General features: G+C 59.5%; 20 protein-coding genes. 13 read left to right on the plus strand and 7 right to left on the minus strand.

Features of this window, described 5'->3' with window-relative positions; translation table 11 throughout:
* Window positions 1-22: 22 nt before the first annotated feature.
* A complete protein-coding gene (allS, locus tag ABLV54_RS08920) occupies window positions 23-946 on the plus strand; it encodes an HTH-type transcriptional activator AllS (protein WP_048334211.1) in 924 nt (307 codons plus the stop codon).
* Between the two features lie 87 nt (window positions 947-1033).
* Entirely contained in the window at window positions 1034-2113 is a 1080-nt protein-coding gene (mnmH, locus tag ABLV54_RS08925) for a tRNA 2-selenouridine(34) synthase MnmH (protein ID WP_050533145.1), read from the plus strand.
* A 107-nt stretch (window positions 2114-2220) separates the two neighbouring features.
* Here mnmH and ABLV54_RS08930 read toward each other — a convergent pair whose 3' ends face one another.
* Entirely contained in the window at window positions 2221-3366 is a 1146-nt protein-coding gene (locus ABLV54_RS08930; RefSeq protein WP_101881455.1) for a porin, read from the minus strand.
* Between the two features lie 91 nt (window positions 3367-3457).
* On the opposite strand from ABLV54_RS08930, the gene ABLV54_RS08935 reads away from it, so the two are divergent.
* Window positions 3458-3571 carry a hypothetical protein gene (locus ABLV54_RS08935; protein WP_072096483.1) on the plus strand — a complete coding sequence of 38 codons (114 nt, stop codon included), beginning with the start codon at window positions 3458-3460 and terminating at the stop codon, window positions 3569-3571.
* Here ABLV54_RS08935 and ybbP read toward each other — a convergent pair.
* Together ybbP and ybbA are read right to left on the minus strand one after the other, a co-directional pair.
* A complete protein-coding gene (ybbP, locus tag ABLV54_RS08940; protein ID WP_050533068.1) occupies window positions 3548-5962 on the minus strand; it encodes a putative ABC transporter permease subunit YbbP in 2415 nt (804 codons plus the stop codon). The two genes, ABLV54_RS08935 and ybbP, sit on opposite strands and share 24 nt — an antisense overlap.
* Window positions 5959-6645, minus strand: a complete 687-nt coding sequence (gene ybbA / locus ABLV54_RS08945; protein WP_032454210.1) for a putative ABC transporter ATP-binding protein YbbA — start codon at window positions 6643-6645, stop codon at window positions 5959-5961. The genes ybbP and ybbA overlap by 4 nt, the downstream gene beginning before the upstream one ends.
* Between ybbA and tesA the strand changes: the two genes are divergently transcribed.
* Genes tesA through ABLV54_RS08960 form a run of 3 tightly spaced genes read left to right on the plus strand, consistent with a single transcriptional unit; the run spans window position 6616 to window position 8951 of the window.
* On the plus strand, window positions 6616-7239 hold the full coding sequence (gene tesA, locus ABLV54_RS08950; RefSeq protein ID WP_050533146.1) for a multifunctional acyl-CoA thioesterase I/protease I/lysophospholipase L1: 624 nt from the start codon (window positions 6616-6618) through the stop codon (window positions 7237-7239). The two genes, ybbA and tesA, sit on opposite strands and share 30 nt — an antisense overlap.
* Window positions 7229-8038 carry an SDR family oxidoreductase gene (locus tag ABLV54_RS08955; protein ID WP_072096484.1) on the plus strand — a complete coding sequence of 270 codons (810 nt, stop codon included), beginning with the start codon at window positions 7229-7231 and terminating at the stop codon, window positions 8036-8038. Before tesA ends, ABLV54_RS08955 begins: the two co-directional genes overlap by 11 nt.
* A 58-nt stretch (window positions 8039-8096) precedes the next feature.
* A complete protein-coding gene (locus tag ABLV54_RS08960) occupies window positions 8097-8951 on the plus strand; it encodes a co-chaperone YbbN (RefSeq protein ID WP_050533069.1) in 855 nt (284 codons plus the stop codon).
* Window positions 8952-9057: 106 nt separating this feature from the next.
* Here the strand turns inward: ABLV54_RS08960 and fetB are convergent, their stop codons facing one another.
* Together fetB and fetA are read right to left on the minus strand one after the other, a co-directional pair.
* Window positions 9058-9840 carry an iron export ABC transporter permease subunit FetB gene (fetB, locus tag ABLV54_RS08965; protein WP_004204721.1) on the minus strand — a complete coding sequence of 261 codons (783 nt, stop codon included), beginning with the start codon at window positions 9838-9840 and terminating at the stop codon, window positions 9058-9060.
* Complete coding sequence (gene fetA, locus ABLV54_RS08970) at window positions 9827-10504, minus strand: iron ABC transporter ATP-binding protein FetA (protein ID WP_023288661.1); 678 nt, start codon at window positions 10502-10504, stop codon at window positions 9827-9829. Before fetA ends, fetB begins: the two co-directional genes overlap by 14 nt.
* Before the next feature lie 140 nt (window positions 10505-10644).
* On the opposite strand from fetA, the gene ABLV54_RS08975 reads away from it, so the two are divergent.
* Together ABLV54_RS08975 and ABLV54_RS08980 are read left to right on the plus strand one after the other, a co-directional pair.
* Window positions 10645-11562 (plus strand): SPFH domain-containing protein, encoded by a 918-nt coding sequence (locus ABLV54_RS08975; protein WP_004204723.1) that lies wholly within the window; start codon window positions 10645-10647, stop codon window positions 11560-11562.
* The gene (locus tag ABLV54_RS08980) at window positions 11559-12017 is read left to right on the plus strand and encodes an NfeD family protein (protein ID WP_050533070.1); all 459 of its coding nucleotides are present in this window, start codon (window positions 11559-11561) and stop codon (window positions 12015-12017) included. Before ABLV54_RS08975 ends, ABLV54_RS08980 begins: the two co-directional genes overlap by 4 nt.
* Here ABLV54_RS08980 and cueR read toward each other — a convergent pair.
* Entirely contained in the window at window positions 12014-12424 is a 411-nt protein-coding gene (gene cueR / locus ABLV54_RS08985) for a Cu(I)-responsive transcriptional regulator (RefSeq protein WP_004204725.1), read from the minus strand. The two genes, ABLV54_RS08980 and cueR, sit on opposite strands and share 4 nt — an antisense overlap.
* Window positions 12425-12530: 106 nt before the next feature.
* Here cueR and copA point away from each other — a divergent pair, with 106 nt between their 5' ends.
* The 3 genes from copA to ybaK all read left to right on the plus strand — a co-directional run bounded on the left by copA (window position 12531) and on the right by ybaK (window position 16638).
* Complete coding sequence (copA, locus tag ABLV54_RS08990) at window positions 12531-15032, plus strand: copper-exporting P-type ATPase CopA (RefSeq protein WP_050533147.1); 2502 nt, start codon at window positions 12531-12533, stop codon at window positions 15030-15032.
* Between the two features lie 130 nt (window positions 15033-15162).
* Window positions 15163-15957 (plus strand): TraB/GumN family protein, encoded by a 795-nt coding sequence (locus tag ABLV54_RS08995; RefSeq protein ID WP_135704115.1) that lies wholly within the window; start codon window positions 15163-15165, stop codon window positions 15955-15957.
* A gap of 201 nt (window positions 15958-16158) precedes the next feature.
* Window positions 16159-16638, plus strand: a complete 480-nt coding sequence (ybaK, locus tag ABLV54_RS09000; protein ID WP_004204728.1) for a Cys-tRNA(Pro)/Cys-tRNA(Cys) deacylase YbaK — start codon at window positions 16159-16161, stop codon at window positions 16636-16638.
* 87 nt (window positions 16639-16725) lie between these two features.
* Here the strand turns inward: ybaK and ushA are convergent, their stop codons facing one another.
* Complete coding sequence (gene ushA, locus ABLV54_RS09005; protein ID WP_032734896.1) at window positions 16726-18378, minus strand: bifunctional UDP-sugar hydrolase/5'-nucleotidase UshA; 1653 nt, start codon at window positions 18376-18378, stop codon at window positions 16726-16728.
* 369 nt (window positions 18379-18747) lie between these two features.
* Between ushA and ABLV54_RS09010 the strand changes: the two genes are divergently transcribed.
* Window positions 18748-19968 carry an MFS transporter gene (locus tag ABLV54_RS09010; protein ID WP_023288656.1) on the plus strand — a complete coding sequence of 407 codons (1221 nt, stop codon included), beginning with the start codon at window positions 18748-18750 and terminating at the stop codon, window positions 19966-19968.
* Between the two features lie 225 nt (window positions 19969-20193).
* The gene (ybaL, locus tag ABLV54_RS09015; protein ID WP_023288655.1) at window positions 20194-21870 is read left to right on the plus strand and encodes a YbaL family putative K(+) efflux transporter; all 1677 of its coding nucleotides are present in this window, start codon (window positions 20194-20196) and stop codon (window positions 21868-21870) included.
* Window positions 21871-21904 lie beyond the last annotated feature (34 nt).

The following is a 21904-nucleotide window of genomic DNA, read 5'->3' on the forward strand; positions in this document are numbered from 1 at the left end:
TTAAATAACGAGGAATGTGGCGATGCTCGATCCCGAAACATTACGCACCTTTGTCAGCGTCGCTGAGACCGGCAGCTTCTCAAGAGCAGCGGAAAAACTTTATAAAACAACCGCCACCATCAGCTATCGCATCAAATTACTGGAGGACAACACCGGTGTCGCACTCTTTTCCCGTACAACGCGCAGCGTATTGCTAACGCCGGCCGGGATGCACCTGCTGGCGCAAGCCAGAGAGTGGCTGGGGTGGATTGATAGTATGCCCGGCGAGCTTCAGCAGATAAATGACGGGGTAGAGCGTCAGGTCAATATTGTGGTGAATAACCTGATGTACGACCCGCAGGCCATTGCCCGGCTGCTGGCCTGGCTCACCCAGCGCTACCCTTTTACGCAATTTCATTTTTCACGACAAATCTATATGGGCGTCTGGGATACGCTGCTGCATGACGACTTTTCGCTGGCCATCGGCGTGACCGGCACCGAACCGTTAGCGGAAAATATGGCGGTTTACCCACTGGGTGAGGTGACCTGGCTGTTCGTGATGTCGCCGCATCACCCGCTAAGCCAGCAAACCGACCCGCTATCAGAGGCTCAATTGCGGCGCTATCCGGCAGTGAATATTGAGGACAGCGCCCGAAGGCTGACGAAGCGCGTCGCCTGGCGTCTGCCCGGGCAAAAAGAGATAGTGGTTCCCGATATCGAAACCAAAGTTGCCGCCCATCTCGCCGGCGTCGGCATCGGCTTTTTACCAGAACCGCTGTGCCTGCCGCTTATCGCTCAGGGCAAGCTAATCGCCCGACACATTCCGACCATGCGCCCTCCTTCGCCATTGAGTCTCGCCTGGCGTAAAGATCATCATGGTAAAGCGGTGCAGGACATCGCTTCATTGTTCAGCCATTCTGCACCGGAAATTGAGGGATTCCTGACGCTATTCAGCAATACACCGTGAAAAATCAATCCTCACAGGCGCTCACCGCGTACAATAGGAGAATTATCGCGTCGAGCGACGCGTCTGGATTGCCTAACGGTTTAAATGATGGAATCAGTACCAAAAAATATTCTGCAGATCCTTGCCAGCGATACGCCACTGATTGACGTGCGCGCCCCGGTGGAGTTTAGCCAAAGCGCGATGCCGGCGGCGATCAACCTGCCGCTGATGAATGATGAAGAACGCGCCGCGGTCGGCACCTGCTACAAGCGCCAGGGGCCGGAAGCGGCGCTGGCGCTCGGCCATAAGCTGGTCCAGGGCGACCTGCGCGCCAGCCGGATCCAGGCCTGGCTGGAAGCGTGCGCCCGTTACCCGCACGGTTTCCTGTGCTGCGCTCGCGGCGGCCAGCGCTCGCATATCGTCCAGCAGTGGCTGAAAGAAGCTGGTGTGGATTACCCCCTGATCGTCGGCGGCTATAAAGCGCTGCGCCAGGCGGCAATCCAGGCCACCGACGCGCTGGTACAGCGACCGATCGTGCTGATTGGCGGCTGCACCGGCAACGGCAAAACCCAGCTGGTCTGCTCGCGCCCGGACGGTATCGATCTGGAAGGCCATGCCCACCACCGCGGCTCTTCGTTTGGCCGCACGCTACAGCCGCAGCATCCGCAGGCCACCTTTGAAAACCATCTGGCGGTTAGCCTGCTCAAAAAAGCCGAACAGCAGACGCGCTGGGTGCTGGAAGATGAAGGCCACATGATCGGCGCCAACCATCTGCCGGAGTGCCTGCGCATCCGCATGGCGCAATCGCCGCTGGCGGTGGTGGAAGATCCGTTTGACGTTCGCCTCGAACGGCTGCGCGAGGAGTATTTCGATCGCATGTATCGCGACTTTATCGCCGCCTATGGCGAAGAGAAAGGCTGGCAGGCATATGGCGAGTATCTGCATCACGGCCTGTTCGCCATCCGCCGTCGCCTGGGACTGCAGCGTTTTGCTCAGCTCACTGAACGCCTCGATGAGGCGCTGGCGCAGCAGCAGCGCACCGCCAGCACCGAGGCGCACTTCGCCTGGCTGGTGCCGCTGCTGGAAGAATACTACGACCCGATGTATCGCTATCAGTTGGGTAAAAAAGCCGGGAAGATTATTTTTCGCGGCAACTGGCAGGAGGTCGCCGCCTGGCTGGCGAAGTAATTGCATGCTCTATTGTCCCGGCTTGCGGCGTAAACGCCTTAGCCGGGCTACCGCTCGGTGCGATTTGTAGCCCCGGTAGCGCAGCGCGACCGGGGAGTTGTGACCGCTTAGAAGTCGTAACGCAGACGCACCAGGTTCATATCGCCCAGGTTGTCGGTGCTGGAGGTAAACACGTGCTCGTAGTCAACGCGGAAACCATAATCCAGCTGGAAGCTGATCCCCAGACCGTTATCAATACGCTGGTAGTTACGGCCGTTCACATATTCCAGGCGGTCGCCCATAAAGTACGGCTGAATAGATTTAACGGCATATTGATTGATCGGGAATTTATAGCCCGCAAAATATTCAATCCCCCAGGCGTCGCCGGCGAAGTAATTATGGACATCGGTTTTTTTGGTAGTGAGGAAGTTCTGATACCAGCCGCCACCGAAGGAGAAAGTCCAGTTATCCGGGGTCCAGCTCAGCGCGGTACCGACGATGTTCTGGTCATAGGTTTTGCTGTCGGAACTTGACGGGTCGCGCATTTCGGCGCGGGTGTAGTTCCACGCGGTCCCCCAGGTCAGATCCTTCATGATGTGGTAGTCCGCGCCAACAGAACCGCCGCCTTTACGTTTATAGCGCAGACCATTACCCGGCAGGTATTCGCTGTCTTCGAACAGATAGGAGCCGTAAAGATCGACATCGCCAACGGTTTTCTTATATTTCAGCATATTACGGGAACGATAAGAACCATCGTAATCGCCGTTAATACCGTTGCCCGGCGCTTGGGCAATCATATCGTAGTCCCAGATATCGGTTTTCACCCCGACCACATCATAGTAAATACTGTTTTGCTGACCGTAGGTTAACGTCCCCCAGGTATCGCTTTTCAGGCCGGTATACAGCATGCGGCGGGTGGTATTGTTCGCCCCTTCCGCGTAGTGATTATCCCAGTCGAACAGCGCCGGAATATTCACCCCCAGCTCGTAGTAGCTGATCCAGCTAATATCATCGAACAGATAGTAATCCGCGGCGAAACGGAAGCGGGTGCCGCCGTCAAAACCGTTGCGCTTATAGGAGCCTTTATCCCCGTCGCCGGTCATCATATTGAACTGCGGGCGGATACTTCCGCCGACGGTAAAGTTAAGCCGGCTTAACGGATCCCCCGCCTGCGGATCCTGTTTTAGCAGGGTGATCTCCGCGTGGGCAGCCAATGACGTTAACACTAATGCTGCGCCGATCGAGATCGCCAGCGTTTTTATTGTGTGTGCCATAGTTTTTCCTTGATTAATAAGCAATCTTATATTTTCCAGTTGAATATTAACCGCGAATCAGCACAGCGTGTTGCTGGGTTTTTAATGTTTCGTGCGCTTAAAAATCAATGGTTTATCAATTTGTGCGCTTAAAATAAAAGCGCCGCCAAAAACGGCGGCGCATCATCAACATTCAATATTCTTACTGGCTAAACTGACGGAATAGCGCTTTCCCTTTTAATAAACGCAGCCCCAGCCCGCCGCCGCACAGGGATAACAACACCGCTCCCGTCATCGGCAGCATCACCCACAGCCGCCAGTCCGGCGCCCAGGGAAAATCAAAGACTTTGGTCTGCAGCATCGCCAGCGCCACTTCGGCGCCTATCGCCGCCACCAGGCCGGAGACCAGCCCCAACAGGGCAAACTCCGCCCACAGCGTGGCGCGCAGCAGCGATTTCCCGGCCCCCAGCGTGCGCCAGACCACCAGCTCCTGATGACGCTGACGCATACCGACCTGCACCTGCGCCAGCAACAGCAGCACGCCGCAGGCCGTCACCAGGCCTACCATCACCTCCAGCGCCCGGCTGACCTGGGAGAGCACCTGGCCGACCTGGCGCAGGATAGCGCCAATATCCAGCAGACTGACGGTGGGAAACTCGCGGTTCAGCTGGGTCAACATCGCAGGACCGTTATCCCAGCGGAAGCTGGTGAGCCAGCTCTGCGGCTGCCCGTCCAGCGCCCCGGTGGGGAAAATAAAGAAGAAGTTTGGCCGCAGGCTCTCCCAGTCGACTTTGCGCACGCTGCTCACCTTCGCGCTGAACTCCTGCGTATCGCCGGTAAAGGTCACCGTATCGCCGATTGTCACTCCCAATCGCTGCGCCAGCCCCTCCTCAATCGATACCTCGCCCTGCTTCGGCGGCCAGCTGCCGGCCACCAGCGGATTATGATCCGGACGCTGTTCGCTCCAGGTGAGATTAAGCTCGCGATTCAGTGCTTCGTCTTTATTCCCGTCCGTGGACTGGCCGTTGATCTGCGTCAGACGAGCCCGGACGATCGGATAGAATTCCGCCGCCCGCGTCTGATGTTCGGCGAGGAAGGTCTTCACCGGCATTATCTGCTCAGGGGCGATATTGATCAGGAAGTAGTTCGGGCTCTCCGGGGGCAGCTGCTGCTGCCAGCGGTCGAGCAGATCGCCGCGCAGCACCAGCAGGAGCGCCAGCAGCATAAATGACAGGGAAAACGCCGCCAGCTGGCTGAGGGTCGACCACGGCTGGCGCAGCAGGCGATTCACCGCCAGACGCAGCGGCAAGGCTCTGAGCGTCAGGCGTTTGAGCAGCCACAGCAATCCCCAGCCCACCAGGCCGCACAGCAGCGCCAGCACCACCGCCCCGGCCAGCACTGACCACAGCAGCGGACTGCCGCCCATCAGCCACGCCAGCAGGCTCACCACCACGGCGCTGACCGTCGGGATCCAGATTTTTAACGGCCAGACGCTGGCCACCACGTCCTGGCGCAGCACTCGCAGCGGCAGGGTCGCCAGCAGCAGCCGATACGGCCGCAGGCCCACCAGCAGGGAAATCACGCCGGTCGCGCCCACCGCCCACAGCCACGGCCAGCCGCTGGCCGGCGGGAGCGCGGCGGGAAGAACCGGTTTGAGCACCAGCAGCAGCAGGCGCTCCAGCGCCAGCCCCGCCACCCCGCCGGTTATCACCGACAGCGCCAGCAGCAGCAGCCACTGACCGACAATCAGCTTGCGCAGCTGCGCCCGTCCGGCGCCCAGCGTCTTGAGTATGGCGACCAGATCGTAGCGGCTGCGGCAGTAGTGGCCCATCGCCACGGCCACCGCCGCGACGGCCAGCAGCAGCGTCAACAGCGCGGATAACAACAGGAATTGCTGCGAGCGTTCGAGGGATTTGCCCAGTGCGCTGTCGTCCTGTTCAAGACCAATCCAGCGATGCTCCGGGCCGAGTTTCGGCAGCAGCCACTGCTCATAACGGGCCAGCTGTTCAGCGTCGCCGGCGAACTTATATCGCCATGCGACGCGACTGCCGGGCTGCACGGCGCCGGTCTTTGCCACGTCGGCCATATTCATCATCAGCCGCGGCGCCATCTGGAAGGGGTTAAACCCCGCATCCGGCTCCTGAATCACTTCCCCGGCAATGCGCAGCGTGGCGTCGCCAACGTCAATCGTATCGCCGGTTTTCAGGTTCAGCAGTGCCATCAGCCTTGGCGCCAGCAGGACGCTGCCCGCCCGGGGCTTCAGCCCCGGCGGCTGCGTCTCGAGAGTGCCATACAGCGGATAGCGGTCATCCACTGCCTTGACGTCCGCCAGCTGCGGCGTATCGCCCGCAAAGGTCATGGTGGCGAAGCTCAGCTGTTCGCCGACACTCAGCCCTGACTTCCGCGCTTGCGCGATCCACTCAGCGGGCACCTCGCGCGAACTGCGCAGCGTCCGGTCGCCCGCCATAAACTCACGGCTTTGCTGGCTGAGACCTTTCTCCATTCGATCGCTTATCGACCCCAGGGCCAGCACGCAGGCCACGGCGAGGCTTAACGCCAGCCAGACGATCAGCAGCGACGGCGAGCGCCATTCGCGCCAGAACCAGCGGGCGATCATGCTTCCTCCCGCAGCTGGCCATCCACCAGGCGCAGACGGCGGTCGCAGCGCGCCGCCAGCAGCGGATCGTGAGTGACGAGGATCAGGGTGGTGCCGTGTTCGCGATTAAGCGAGAACAGCAGATCGGCAATTTTGTCCCCGGTCTGGCGATCGAGGTTGCCGGTGGGCTCATCGGCGAACAGAATGGCCGGACGCCCATTGAAGGCCCGGGCCAGCGCCACCCGCTGCTGTTCGCCGCCGGAGAGCTGCGCCGGCAGGTGGTGCAGGCGTTTGCCAAGCCCCAGCTGCTCAAGCAGCGCCCGGGCATCGCCCCGGCTCTGGCTATCACTGGCGCCGCGCAGCAGCGCTGGCAGCTCGACGTTCTCCAGGGCGTTGAGCGTTGGGATCAGCATAAACGACTGAAATACAAAACCGACGTGCTGCGCCCGCAGCGCCGCCCGCGCCTCCTCATCCATCCGATGCAGCGGTTTGCCCAGCATCGATACTTCCCCGCTGCTGCCATCGTCCAGGCCGGCGAGGATCGCCAACAGGGTCGATTTACCGGAGCCCGACTCGCCGATCAGGGCGATGGTCTGCCGCGGTTTGACAACCAGCTCAACTCCGGTAAGGATGGTGAGCTGATGCTCCCCCTGACCGACGGACTTCTTAAGATGATGAACTTCAAGTATGTTTTCCGCTGGCATGTGCCTTTCCTGTTTTTGTTCCTGTTTACCTGCCGCGCGATGGCGGCGGACACGCTGCTGATCCTCGGCGACAGCCTGAGCGCTGGCTATCGGATGGCGGCCAACGCCGCGTGGCCTGCGCTGCTCAATGAGAAGTGGCAGGCGAAAACGCCGGTGGTGAACGCCAGCATCAGCGGCGATACCTCCCAGCAGGGACTGGCCCGTCTGCCAGCGCTGCTTAAGCAGCATCAGCCGCGCTGGGTGCTGGTTGAGCTCGGCGGCAACGACGGGCTGCGCGGCTTTCCGCCGCAGCAGACCGAGCAGACGCTGCGCACCATCATTCAGACGATCAAAGCGGCCAACGCCGAACCGCTGCTGATGCAAATTCACCTGCCGGCGAACTATGGCCGCCGCTATAATGAAGCCTTCGGCGCGATTTACCCGGCCCTGGCCAAAGAGTTCGCTATTCCTCTCCTGCCCTTTTTTATGGAGGAGGTGTATCTGAAACCCCAGTGGATGCAGGACGACGGCATTCACCCGAATCGCGACGCGCAGCCGTTTATCGCCGACTGGATGGCGAACCGGCTGGCTCCCTTAGTTAATCATGACTCCTGAACGCCAGGGGTCGCTGACAGGTAAAGTTATGCAAAAAACGGTTTTAGTGACAGGCTGTTCCAGCGGAATTGGTCTGGAAAGCGCGCTGGATTTAACCCGCGAGGGCTTTCGCGTGCTGGCGGCCTGCCGCAAAGCGGAGGACGTGGCGCGGATGCAGGAGCTGGGGCTAACCGGTATTTTGCTCGATCTGGACGACCCGCAGAGCGTGGAGCGCGCGGCGGCGGAGGTGATTGCGCTGACCGATAATCGTCTCTACGGCCTGTTCAATAACGCCGGATACGGCGTCTATGGCCCGCTGAACACCATCAGCCGCCAGCAGATGGAACAGCAGTTTTCCGCCAACTTTTTTGGCGCCCATCAGCTCACCATGCTGCTGCTGCCGGCGATGACCCCGCACGGCGAAGGGCGCATCGTGATGACCTCCTCGGTGATGGGGCTTATCGCCAGCCCCGGCCGCGGCGCCTACGCCGCCAGCAAATATGCCCTTGAGGCATGGTCCGATGCGCTGCGCATGGAGCTGCGCCACAGCGGTATTCAGGTCAGCCTGATTGAACCGGGCCCGATCCGCACCCGCTTTACCGATAACGTCAACCAGACGCAAAGCGACAAGCCCGTTGAAAACCCGGGCATCGCCGCCCGTTTTACCCTCGGGCCGGAGGCGGTGGTGGAAAAAGTGCGCCACGCTTTTACCAGCGATAAGCCGAAGCTGCGCTACCCGGTCACCCTGGTCACCCACGCGGTGGCGCTGCTCAAACGCCTGCTGCCAGCCCGCGCGATGGACAAAATTATCCACGGCTGAGTTGAAGCGCGGAATGCCGCCCCCATGTAAAACAGAAATCGACTAACGAGAAATGCCCATGTCCGAACAGAATATTGTCAACATTAGCGAAGCGAACCTGCAGCAGACGCTACAGCAGTCTATGAACGTCCCAGTGCTGTTTTACTTCTGGTCTGCCCGCAGCCAGCACTGCGAACAGCTGACCCCGGTTCTTGAGCGTCTGGCCGCGCAATACAATGGCCAGTTTATGCTGGCGAAGGTCGATTGCGACGCTGAGCAGATGCTCGCTTCACAGTTTGGTCTGCGCGCCATCCCTACGGTTTATCTGTTCCAGAACGGCCAGCCGGTGGACGGTTTTGAAGGCCCGCAGCCGGAAGAAGCGATCCGCGCCCTGCTGGATAAAGTCCTGCCCCGCGAAGAGGAGCTGAAAGCTCAGCAGGCGCTGGCCCTGATGCAGGAAGAAAAATACGCCGATGCCCTGCCGCTGCTGAAGGAAGCCTGGCAGCTGTCGAATCAGGAGAGCCAGATTGGCCTGCTGCTGGCGGAAACGCTGATTGCCCTGCACCGTTCCGATGAAGCGGAAAGCGTGCTAAAAACCATCCCGCTGCAGGATCAGGATACCCACTATCAGGGTCTGGTGGCGCAGATTGAGCTGCTCAAACAGGCCGCCGACACGCCGGAAATCCAGCAGCTGCAGCAGCAGGTGGAACAGAATCCGGAGGATGCGCTGCTGGCCTCCCAGCTGGCGCTACAGCTGCATCAGGTCGGGCGTAACGAAGAAGCGCTGGCGCTGCTGTTCAGCCATCTGCAGAAGGATTTAGGCGCCGGCGACGGCCAGGCGCGCAAGATGCTGCAGGAGATCCTCGCCGCCCTCGGTACGGGCGATGCGCTGGCCGCCAAATACCGCCGTCAGCTCTATTCGCTGCTGTACTAATTCGTTGCCTGCCCCGGATAGCGCTGCGCTATCCGGGCTATGCGAACGAGGCGCAACGCAGCCTTAGTAACCCGGGTGAGGCGTGAACGCCGCAACCCGGGATCGTTCACGGGCGTTTTTTCAGCTGCGTCACCACCAGCTGATGGCGGGCGTTGAAGAACTTCCGGTAGGTCAGATAGCCGGCGATAATCGTCGACAGGCTGGCGGTCGACAGCAGCATAAAAGTTACCATGATCTGGTACTTAATCGCCTTCACCGGGTCAATACCGGCAAAAATTAGTCCCGACATCATCCCTGGCAAACTCACCAGGCCGACCGTTTTCGCTGAATCGACGGTGGGAATCAATGACGCGCGGATGCTGTCGCGGATCAGCCGCGCCGAGGCCATCTTCGGCGTGGCGCCGAGGCTGAGCTTCTCCTGAATCTGCTGCTGCTCGCTGCTGAAGCGCTGGCCCATATTGTTGTAGCACAGCCCCACCGCCACCATGGCGTTCCCGGCCACCATCCCGGCAATCGGGATCACCTGCATCGGCACGAAGGCTATCGATCCAGAGAACACCAGCACCGCCAGCGTCAGCCCGGCGCCGGTGGTGATGGCGATAAATGACGAGACAAACGCCTTATCGATATATTTACTGCGCTTTTTGGCATTCCACGCCGCGTTAAAGCAGATAAACAGCACCATCAACAGCGTCAGAACCGCATGGTTGACGTTAAAGATATATTTCAGCACATAGCCGACGATAATCAGCTGCACGATCGCCCGGCAGATGCTCCAGAGAATATCTTTTTCCAGCGCCAGCTTTTCCCGATAGCTCACCAGAATAGCGATCAGCACCAGCACCATCGACAGCGCCAGCGATTCGTTCGTAATGTTATGCCCGTTCATGCTGTGCCTCCTGCATGTTTCCGCCGGCAGGTTGCAGCGTAATTACTTCATCGGCATGCGAAATTTCATTGCGATCGTGGGTGACCCATAGAACAGCGACCTGTTTTTCCGTCGCGTAGCCATGAATAATGTCATTCACATTCTGTTTATTACTGTCATCCAGCGCGCTGGTAATTTCGTCCAGCAGCAGCACGCGCGGCAGAAATTGTAAATTGCGAATCAGCGATACGCGCTGCTTTTCACCGCCCGACAGTTCGTTAATCGATTTTTCCAGCATATTTTCGCCAAGACCAAAGCGCTGCAGATCGGCCACCAGCGCCTGCGGATCCGGTTGTTTATTACGGATCTGCCACGGAAAAATCAGGTTATCGTAAACCGAATCCCCGAACAGCGCCGGCGTCTGCGCACAATAAGAGACCTGCTGGCGATACCTTTCCGGCGACAGCGTCGCGACATCGGCATCGTCGAAAAACAGACGTCCGGAGGTCGGGCTGAGCAGCGAGGCGATAATTTTCAGCAAGGTGCTTTTCCCGCAGCCGGAAGGCCCGGTAATCAACTTGAATTCCCCGGGTCTGAGCTGAAGGTTGATATTATGTAAAATAACTGCGTCGTCGGTCTTAAATCCCACATCCTCGAGACGCAAAAGCGCGTTATTTTCCTTCATGAGTCTTCCTGATTATTTTCTGAAACACCGCTAGTTTACCCCACTTTCCTTTCTCCAGGATGAGGAGAAAGATATACTCAATTTAAACATGCGCTATTTCCTTGTAGCGCCCCACCAGGCAACAAGACAGGAGGTTTTTGATGCTGATTTTTATTCCTATCCTTATTTTCGTCGCGCTGGTCATTGTGGCCGCGGCGGTGAAAATCGTCCCGCAGGGCTACCAGTGGACGGTGGAGCGCTTCGGGCGTTTTACCCAGACGCTGCAGCCGGGATTAAGCTTAGTCGTGCCGTTTATGGACCGCATCGGCCGCAAAGTGAACATGATGGAGCAGGTGCTCGACATCCCGTCACAGGAGGTGATCTCCCGGGATAACGCCAACGTCACTATCGACGCCGTTTGCTTTATTCAGGTGGTTGACGCGCCGAAGGCCGCCTACGAGGTCAGCAATCTTGAGCAGGCGATCGTCAACCTGACGATGACCAACATCCGTACCGTGCTCGGCTCGATGGAGCTGGACGAAATGCTCTCCCAGCGCGACAGCATTAACACCCGCCTGCTGCATATCGTTGACGACGCCACCAACCCGTGGGGGGTGAAAATCACCCGCGTCGAAATTCGCGACGTTCGCCCACCAGCGGAACTTATCGCCTCGATGAACGCTCAGATGAAAGCCGAACGAACCAAGCGCGCTTATATTCTCGAGGCCGAAGGGGTGCGTCAGGCGGAAATACTGAAAGCGGAAGGGGAAAAGCAGTCGCAGATCCTCAAGGCGGAGGGCGAGCGGCAGTCCGCATTCCTGCAGGCGGAGGCCCGCGAGCGTTCCGCTGAAGCGGAAGCCCGCGCCACCCAGATGGTCTCCTCGGCGATCGCCTCAGGCGATATTCAGGCGATCAACTACTTCGTGGCGCAGAAATACACCGATGCGCTGCAGCAGATTGGCGCCGCCAACAACAGTAAAGTGGTGCTGATGCCGCTGGACGCCAGCAGCCTGATGGGATCGATCGCCGGGATCAGCGAGCTGATCAAAGAAGGCGCTGGCGATCGGAAAAAATCATGATCGACATGATCCTCGCCCACCCCCATCTGTTCTGGCTTAGCCTCGGCGGGCTGCTGCTGGCGGCCGAGATGCTGGGCGGCAGCGGATACCTGCTATGGAGCGGCGTCGCCGGCGTGGTGACCGGCGCCCTGACCTGGCTCCTGCCGCTGAGCTGGGAATGGCAAGGCACGCTGTTTGCCATCCTCACTCTGCTGGCGGCGTGGCTGTGGTCGAAGTGGCTGCGCAAGCGCGTCAAACTGCAGCGTCCTGCCGATGCTCAACTCAACCAGCGCGGGTTACAGCTGATTGGCCGCCGTCTGACGCTGGATACCCCCCTGGTAAACGGCCGCGGCCACGTGCGCGTGGGCGACAGCTCCTGGCCGGTGATGGCTGACGAGGACCTCGCCGCGGGCAGTCAGGTCGAAGTGGTCGCCGTGGAAGGGATTACGCTGCGGATCAGACCCGTTGTTCGTTAAGCCTGCGCCTTGCGATGACAACAGCCGGAAAGATTATCGATAATCGGGCACTCCGCGCTGTCGTCGCCGGGGCAGGATTCAGCCAGCGCCAGCAGGTGCGCGCGCATATTTTGCAGCTCGCGGATATGGTTCTCGATATCCGCCACTTTCTCCAGCGTGCGTTTTTTCACATCGGCGCTGTGCCGTGACGGGTCGTTGAATAGCGCCACCAGCTCGCGGCACTCTTCCAGATTAAACCCCACCTGCCGCGCCTGGCGCAGCAGCGTCAGCTCATCGAGATGCTGCTGACCGTAGGTGCGGTAGCCGTTTTCGCTCCGCAACGGCGGCGTCACCAGCCCCTTCTCTTCGTAAAAACGAATCGCTTTGCTGGTTAAACCGGTTTTTTTCGCCACATCGCTGATATTCATTTTTTCTCCTTGACCTTCCCCTTGCTGGAAGGTTTAACCTTCTTAATACTCGATGAAAGAGTGGTTCTGGTCAATCGTTGACCGGAAAATTATTCAGGAGTTATTTATGTCTAACACTATCGACCTGACGCTGGATGGCCTCTCCTGTGGCCACTGCGTTAAACGCGTGAAAGAGAGTCTGGAGCAGCGTCCTGACGTTGAGCAAGCGGAAGTCACCCTCACTGAAGCCCATGTGACGGGCAGCGCCAGCGCACAAGCGCTGATTGAAACCGTTAAACAAGCCGGATACGGCGCGGAGCTCAGCCACCCAAAGGCTAAACCGCTGGCAGAATCATCAATCCCGTCGGAAGCACTGACAGCGGCCACTCCTGAGCTTCCGGCAGCCCATGACGAAGATGACAGTCAACAGCTGCTGATCAACGGCATGAGCTGCGCCAGCTGCGTCTCCCGGGTACAGAACGCGCTTGCCGCGGTGCCGGGCGTCTCACAGGCGCGGGTTAACCTGGCGGAACGCACGGCGCTGGTGATGGGCAGTGCGTCCGCCGCAGAATTAGTGCAGGCGGTGGAGAAAGCGGGCTACGGCGCGGAGGCGATCGAGGACGATCTGGAACGCCGCGAACGGCAGCAGGAAACCGCCATCGCCACCATGAAACGTTTTCGCTGGCAGGCGATTGTCGCCCTGCTGGTCGGCGTGCCGGTGATGGTTTGGGGCATGATCGGCGATAACATGATGGTCAGCGACGACAACCGTTCGCTGTGGCTGGTCATCGGCCTCGTCACCCTGGCGGTGATGGTCTTCGCCGGCGGCCACTTCTACCGCAGCGCGTGGAAAAGCCTGAAAAACGGCACTGCCACCATGGATACGCTGGTGGCGCTCGGTACCGGCGTCGCCTGGCTGTACTCGATGAGCGTCAACCTGTGGCCACAGTGGTTCCCGATGGAAGCCCGCCATCTCTATTACGAAGCCAGCGCAATGATTATCGGCCTGATTAACCTCGGTCATATGCTGGAGGCCCGCGCCCGCCAGCGCTCCTCAAAAGCGCTGGAAAAACTGCTCGACCTGACGCCGCCTTCGGCGCGGGTCGTTACGCCCGACGGCGAGAAAGATCTGCCGCTCGCTGAAGTTCAGGCCGGCATGACGCTGCGCCTGACGACCGGCGACCGCGTCCCGGTCGACGGCGTGATAAGCCAGGGGGAAGCCTGGTTTGATGAAGCGATGCTCACCGGCGAACCGGTACCGCAGCAAAAAGGCGATGGCGACGCCATTCACGCCGGCACCGTAGTGCAGGACGGCAGCGTGCTGTTCACCGCCAGCGCCGTCGGCAGCCAGACCACGCTGGCGCGTATTATCCGCATGGTGCGCCAGGCGCAGAGCAGCAAGCCGGAGATCGGCCAGCTGGCGGATAAAATCTCCGCGGTGTTTGTCCCGGCGGTGGTCGCCATTGCGCTGATTAGCGCTGCGATCTGGTACTTCTTCGGCCCGGCGCCGCAGATCGTCTATACCCTGGTGATCGCCACCACGGTACTGATTATCGCCTGTCCGTGCGCATTAGGCCTGGCGACGCCGATGTCGATTATATCCGGCGTTGGCCGGGCGGCGGAGTACGGCGTACTGGTGCGCGACGCCGATGCTCTGCAGCGCGCCAGTGAACTCGACACCCTGGTGTTCGATAAAACCGGCACCCTGACCGAAGGCAAGCCGCAGGTGGTGGCGGTGAAAACTTTCGCAGACGTTGATGAGATGACCGCGCTGCGTCTTGCCGCCGCGCTTGAGCAGGGTTCAAGCCATCCGCTGGCGCGAGCGATCCTTGATAAAGCCGGAGACAGCCCGTTGCCGGAAGTGAGCGGCTTCCGCACCCTGCGCGGCCTGGGCGTCAGCGGCGAAGCGGAAGGCCATCGCCTGCTGCTCGGTAACCAGGCGCTGCTCAACGAGCAACATATCGCCACCGGCGATATAGAAAGCGAGATGATGGCGCAGGCCTCGCGCGGGGCTACGCCGGTGCTGCTGGCGGTAGATGGTCAGGCGGCCGCGCTGTTCGCCATCCGTGACCCGCTACGCGAAGACAGCGTCGACGCTCTGGCGCGCCTGCATCGTCAGGGCTACCGCCTGGTGATGCTCACCGGGGATAACCCCACTACCGCGAATGCTATCGCCAAAGAAGCCGGCATTGATGAAGTGATTGCCGGCGTGCTGCCGGACGGTAAAGCCGACGCCATTAAGCGTCTGCAGAGCCAGGGGCACAAAGTGGCGATGGTGGGTGATGGGATTAACGACGCCCCGGCGCTGGCGCAGGCGGATGTCGGGATCGCCATGGGCGGCGGCAGCGATGTTGCCATTGAAACGGCGGCGATCACCCTGATGCGCCATAGTCTTCACGGCGTGGCCGATGCGCTGGCGATTTCGAAGGCGACCTTACGCAATATGAAGCAGAACCTGCTGGGGGCCTTTGTCTACAACTCGCTGGGCATCCCGATTGCCGCCGGGATCCTCTGGCCGCTGACCGGCACGTTGCTCAATCCGGTGGTCGCCGGCGCGGCGATGGCGCTGTCGTCGATTACCGTGGTGAGTAACGCTAACCGCCTGCTGCGCTTTAAACCAAAAGCGTAAGCGCTGTCCAGGAAAGCGGGCGCTGACAGGGTCGGCGCCCGCTTTTTTACCGGGACAAGAAAAGCCCGCCGGAAGGGTGACGTGTATCACCATATGCGCTAGCATGAATGCCTCACACTTCGGAGCGCGTATGGGCCTGTTAAACCGGATAAAAATGCTGTGGCGAGCCGCCGTCGGCTCGTCTTATTCCTGGCCTGCGATGGATATCGTCCTGCCCGGCAAACGCTATCTGCACCTCGTCGGCAGCATCCATATGGGCACCCGCGATATGGCGCCGCCGCCAGCGAAGCTGCTGAAAAAAATACGCCAGGCCGATGCGTTAATCGTTGAGGCCGATATCAGCGGCAATGAAACCCCGTTTAGCCATCTCCCCGCTTATCCGCCGCTGGCGGAGCGCCTGAGCGACGCGCAGCTGAGCGAGCTACAGTCGCGAGCCGGTGAACTCGGCCTGTCGGTCGCGCTATTCGACAGCCAGCCGCTGTGGCAGGTGGCGATGGTTCTGCAGGCCACCCAGGCGCAGAAGCTGGGGCTGCGGCCGGATTACGGTATCGATTATCAGTTGCTGATGGCCGCCCGCGAGAGCAACATAGCGGTGATGGAGCTGGAAGGCGCCGACAGCCAGATCGCGCTGCTGCGCGACCTGCCCGATGGCGGAATGGCGCTGCTGGAGGATACGCTGACCCACTGGCGCACCAACGCCCGTTTACTGCAGGTCATGATCGGCTGGTGGCTGGAGCAACCGCCGTCGCGCGGCGCGGTATCGCTGCCGACGACCTTCAGCCAGTCTTTATATGATGTGCTGATGCACCAGCGCAATCTCGCCTGGCGCGAGACGCTGCTGGCCCTGCCGCCGGGGCGCTACGTGGTCGCCGTCGGCGCGCTGCATCTGTATGGCGAAGGGAATCTGCCGGATATGCTGACATAAAAAAATGGCCAATATTGCTATTGGCCCGTCAAAGAGGAATTTCATCATTATTATTATCCCGGGATTTGCATCCCGGATCGTCTGATTGTCGCTCAAAGTGACCATCACTGCCAACACTATTGCGCAAGATGGTACTATTTTTTAGACAACCTGCGGGCGTATTCTGACGTCACGCAAAACCGGTTGGTAAGAAGGATAGCTATGACTCCCGCCGTTAAATTACTCGAAAAAAACAAAATCCCCTTTCAGATCCACAGTTACGATCACGATCCCAATGAGACCAACTTCGGTGATGAAGTGGTGCGCAAGCTCGGCCTCAATGCCGACCAGGTTTACAAGACCCTGCTGGTCGCCGTAAATGGCGATATGAAGCATCTGGCGGTCGCCGTCACCCCGGTCGCCGGGCAGCTGGATTTGAAGAAAGTGGCGAAAGCGCTGGGCGCCAAGAAAGTCGACATGGCCGACCCGATGGTGGCGCAGCGTATCACCGGCTATCTGGTGGGCGGTATCAGTCCGCTGGGGCAGAAGAAGCGTCTGCCGACGGTGATAGACGCCCCGGCGCAGGAATTTGCCACCATTTACATTTCCGGCGGCAAACGCGGGCTGGATATTGAGCTGGCGGCCAGCGATCTGGCGCAGCTGCTGGATGCGAAGTTCGCCGATATCGCCCGCCGCGATTGATGACGCGCCCCGTGCCCGGTAAGCGCAGCGCCACCGGGAAAGCGCCCGGATAGCGACGCAGCGCTTTATCCGGGCTTCCCCTCAGGGTTACTGCCAGCTCACCTCGCCTTTCGGCTCATAGGCGGCGGCATCCAGCGGCGAGTTCTTCTCGATATACTCTTTCAGCACTTCGGCATCGATAAAGCCGGTATTCACATACCCGGGTTTATCGGCAATGTTCGGATAGCCATCGCCGCCGGTGGCGTTAAAGCTCAGCGTCGCCATCCGGTAGGTCTTCGCCGGATCCACCGGTTCGCCTTTGATTTTCAGATCGTTCAACTTGCCGTCTTTGGCCACAAAGCTGACGTTCGCAAACTGCGGATAGGCGCCGGAATCCGGCTTCATCTGCGCGACGGCGGTCAGGTAATCCACCACCTCTTTGCCGCTCATATCGACATAGGTCAGCACATTGCCGAACGGCTGGACCTTCATCACATCCTTGTAGGTGATATCGCCCGCCTCGATGGAGTCGCGGATCCCGCCGCCGCTCATCACCGCGAAATCCGCGTTACTGCGCGCCATCTGCGCCGCCAGCAGCAGGTGGCCCATATTGGTCTGTACGAAGCGCACTTTACTGCGATCGCCCTCCAGATGACCATTCACGCTGCCGATTTTGACCTGCAGTTGCGCCTTACCTTTGTTCTGGAACGGCGTCAGCAGCGACATCATCTGCGGGTTCTCCGCGATCTGCGGCGTATACAGCACCCGCTCGCTTTGGCCGTTATCGTATGTCACTTTTTTCTTCAGGTTGACCGGGATCAGCTGATAGTGCACCAGTTTCATCTCGCCGTTGCGGAACTCAAAATCGGCGCGGCCGACGTATTTGCCCCACTCATGCGCCTGGACGATCCAGATGCCATTCTGGCGATCCGGGGCGCACGGCGTCCCTGGCACATAGTCGACCTGTTTTTTATTTTCCGACGCCATGCACACCGGATCCTGCGAGTGGCCGCCGACGATCATCGCCAGCGAGCCCGCGGGTAAACTGCGTGCCATCTCGACATCCCCCGGCGCGTTAGAGCCGTGGTTGCCGTTGTCATAGTGGCCCATATGGGTGGTGGCCAGGATCACGTCCGGCTTTTCATTCTGCTGCAGCTCCTGGATCACCAGCTTCGCCTCTTCCGCCGGTTTGCGGAATTCGATATCGGTGAAATATTCCGGATTGCCAATCTTGGCCGTATCGTCAGTGGTTAAGCCAATTACCGCGATTTTTAACCCGCCGCGTTTAAACAGCGCCCAGGGTTTGAACAGCCGTTCGCCGGTGCTTTTCTGATAAATATTGGCCGACAGGAACGGGAACTTCGCCCACTTTTCCTGCTGGCGCAGCACGCTCAGCGGATTATCAAACTCATGGTTCCCCACCGCCATCGCGTCGTAGCCGATCAAGTTCATGCCGCGAAAATCGGGCTCTGCATCCTGTAAATCAGACTCCGGCACCCCGGTATTGATATCCCCGCCGGACAGCAGCAGAACGCTACCGCCTTCGGCCGCCACCTCTTTACGAATACCGTCCACCAGCGTTTTCTGCGCCGCCAGGCCATATTCGCCGTAGTCATTGCGCCAGAAATGGCCGTGGTGATCGTTGGTGTGCAGGATGGTAATTTTATAGGTTTTATCCTGCTCATAGGCCTGCGCGGACAGGCTGCCCAGCGATAAAGCGGCGAATAACGCCAGCGCCACGCTGTGTTTGAAATAATGCATGCTTCACTCCCTGACTTAATCCCAAGTGCCGAAAGTATAGCGAGTTAGACGCGTTGACAAATATGTTTTCAGAATTGCGACTTCCTTCAAACCTTATCTGCAGGTATGTTAGTCGGATAATAATTCTACCCGTCATACTTCAAGTGGCATGTGCGTTGGCAATAACTCGGCCCATCCCTGGGCCTCGCCCTTACGGGCGCAGTGAACTGCGTTCAAATTCGTTCCTGACGAATTTGTCCTCGCTCACCCCAGTCCCTTACGAGAGTAAGCTCCTGGGGATTCGCTGCGTCGCCGCCTGCCTGCAACTCGAATTATTTAGGGTAACAACCTGCATTCTCTACAACAAATCGAACTCGCTGAAGTGAACCTATGACAACCAACCAATCCGCTCAGACCTTACCCAGTACCGACGCGCCGCCGCAAAAAGCACGCACCTCGTTTGGCATCTTAGGCGCGATCAGCCTGTCCCATTTGCTTAACGATATGATCCAGTCGCTCATACTCGCTATCTACCCGCTGCTGCAGGCCGAGTTCTCCCTTACCTTCGTGCAGATTGGGATGATCACCCTCACCTTCCAGCTCACCTCATCGCTGTTCCAGCCGGTGATTGGCTACATCACCGATAAACGATCGATGCCGTGGTCGCTGCCGGTGGGCATGTGCTTTACCCTCTGCGGTTTGATCCTGCTGGCGCTGGCCGGTAGCTTCGGTATGGTGCTGCTGGCCGCCGCGCTGGTGGGTACCGGCTCCTCGGTTTTCCATCCGGAATCATCCCGCGTGGCGCGAATGGCCTCCGGCGGCCGTCACGGCCTGGCCCAGTCGCTGTTCCAGGTCGGCGGCAACTTCGGCAGTTCGCTTGGCCCGCTGCTGGCGGCGGTGATCATCGCCCCGTATGGTAAAGGCAACGTCGCCTGGTTCGTGCTGGCCGCCCTGCTGGCTATCGTCGTGCTGTCGCAAATCAGCCGCTGGTACGCCGCGCAGCATCGGATGAATAAGGGCAAACCGAAGCCGGCGATCGTCAATCCGCTGCCGCGCAATAAGGTGATTCTGGCGGTAGGTATTCTGCTGATGCTGATTTTCTCGAAATACTTCTATATGGCGAGCATCAGCAGCTATTACACCTTTTATCTGATGCATAAGTTCGGCTTATCGGTGCAAAACGCCCAGCTGCATCTGTTTGCCTTCCTGTTCGCGGTGGCCGCCGGGACGGTGATTGGCGGGCCCGTTGGCGATAAGATTGGACGAAAATATGTTATTTGGGGCTCTATCCTCGGCGTGGCGCCTTTCACCCTTGTTTTACCCTATGCCAGCCTTGAATGGACCGGGATTTTAACGGTGATCATTGGTTTTATCCTCGCCTCGGCCTTCTCCGCTATTCTGGTCTATGCCCAGGAGCTGCTGCCGGGACGTATCGGCATGGTTTCAGGCCTGTTTTTCGGCTTCGCCTTTGGTATGGGCGGCCTTGGCGCCGCGGTGCTGGGCCTGCTGGCGGACCATACCAGCATCGACCTGGTATATAAAATCTGCGCCTTCCTGCCGCTGCTGGGATTCCTGACGATATTTCTTCCTGATAACCGGCAAAAAGCCTGATTATCCGGCGGCCAAAGTGTAACGCTGGCCGCCGTTACCCCTTGCGCCATCGGCCTGATGCGCGCATTCCTCTCTCGATTTTTCCTTCTGTGCCTTTTCAGCGGCCAATTGCATTTTTTTGCACAATTCAAGAATTATTCATAAACAAAGTGAACGTTTTTGTCATAAACTATTACGCGGACAGGGTAGCAAAATGGACCGATTCACCACTGGAAAGGAGACGGAATGCACCACGCAACACCGCTAATCACCACCATTGTCGGCGGCCTCGTGCTCGCCTTTATTCTCGGCATGATTGCCAATAAGCTACGTATTTCTCCTCTGGTGGGATATCTCTTAGCGGGCGTGCTGTCCGGACCTTTCACCCCTGGCTTTGTTGCTGACACCAAACTGGCTCCGGAACTGGCGGAGCTCGGCGTGATCCTGCTGATGTTCGGCGTCGGCCTGCATTTCTCCCTCAAGGATCTGATGGCGGTAAAGTCGATCGCCATTCCCGGGGCCATCGCCCAGATAGCCGTGGCGACGCTGTTGGGTATGGCGCTCTCCGCCGCCCTTGGCTGGTCGCTGATGACCGGCATCGTCTTTGGTCTGTGCCTCTCCACCGCCAGTACCGTGGTGCTGCTGCGCGCCCTGGAGGAACGACAGCTGATTGACAGTCAGCGCGGGCAGATCGCCATCGGCTGGCTGATTGTGGAAGACCTGGTGATGGTCCTGACGCTGGTCCTGCTGCCGGCGGTGGCCGGTATGGCGGAGAAAGGCAACCTCGGCTTCGCTTCCCTGGCCCTCGACCTCGGGATCACCATTGGCAAAGTGGTGGCCTTTATCGCCATTATGATGCTGGTCGGCCGTCGGCTGGTGCCGTGGATCATGTCGCGCAGCGCGGCCACCGGCTCGCGCGAGCTGTTCACCCTGTCGGTGCTGGCCCTGGCGCTGGGCATCGCCTTCGGCGCCGTGGAGCTGTTTGATGTCTCCTTCGCCCTCGGCGCCTTCTTTGCCGGCATGGTGCTTAACGAATCCGAGCTGAGCCACCGTGCCGCTCATGACACCCTGCCGCTGCGCGACGCCTTCGCGGTGCTGTTCTTTGTCTCCGTCGGCATGCTGTTTGACCCGATGGTGCTGGTCCAGCAGCCGCTGGCGGTGCTGGCGACGCTGGCGATCATTATCTTTGGTAAATCCGCAGCCGCCTTTTTCCTCGTGCGTATGTTTGGCCACTCGCCGCGTACCGCATTGACCATTGCCGCCAGCCTGGCGCAGATTGGTGAATTTGCCTTTATTCTCGCCGGCCTGGGGATGGCGCTTAACCTGCTGCCGCAGGCCGGGCAAAACCTGGTGCTGGCCGGAGCGATCATCTCGATTATGCTCAACCCGGTACTGTTCACTCTGCTGGAGAAATATCTCGATAAAACCGAAACCCTCGACGAGCAGACCCTGGAAGAGGTGCTGGAAGACGAGAAGCAGGTGCCGGTCGATATCTGCAACCACGCGCTGCTGGTCGGTTTTGGCCGCGTCGGCAGCCTGCTGGGCGAGAAGCTGATGGCCCAGGGGATCCCGCTGGTGGTGGTTGAAACCTCGCGCACCCGCGTGGATGAGCTACGCGAGCGCGGGATCAGCGCGGTGCTGGGCAATGCCGCCAATGAAGAGATCATGGAGCTGGCGCATCTCGACTGCGCCCGCTGGCTGCTGCTGACCATTCCCAACGGCTACGAGGCCGGCGAGATTGTCGCTTCCGCACGGGAAAAATGTCCGCATATCGAGATTATCGCCCGCGCCCATTATGATGACGAAGTGGATTACATTATCGACCGTGGGGCCAATCAGGTGGTGATGGGCGAGCGGGAAATTGCCCGCGCCATGCTGCAGCTTCTGGAAACGCCACCCGCCGGTGAAGTGGTCACCGGCTGATGTTCTGCCCTCTCCCGTCGGGAGAGGGACTCGC

The organism is Klebsiella sp. JB_Kp042 (genome assembly GCF_040065275.1).
Taxonomy (GTDB): Bacteria; Pseudomonadota; Gammaproteobacteria; order Enterobacterales; family Enterobacteriaceae; genus Klebsiella; species Klebsiella quasipneumoniae.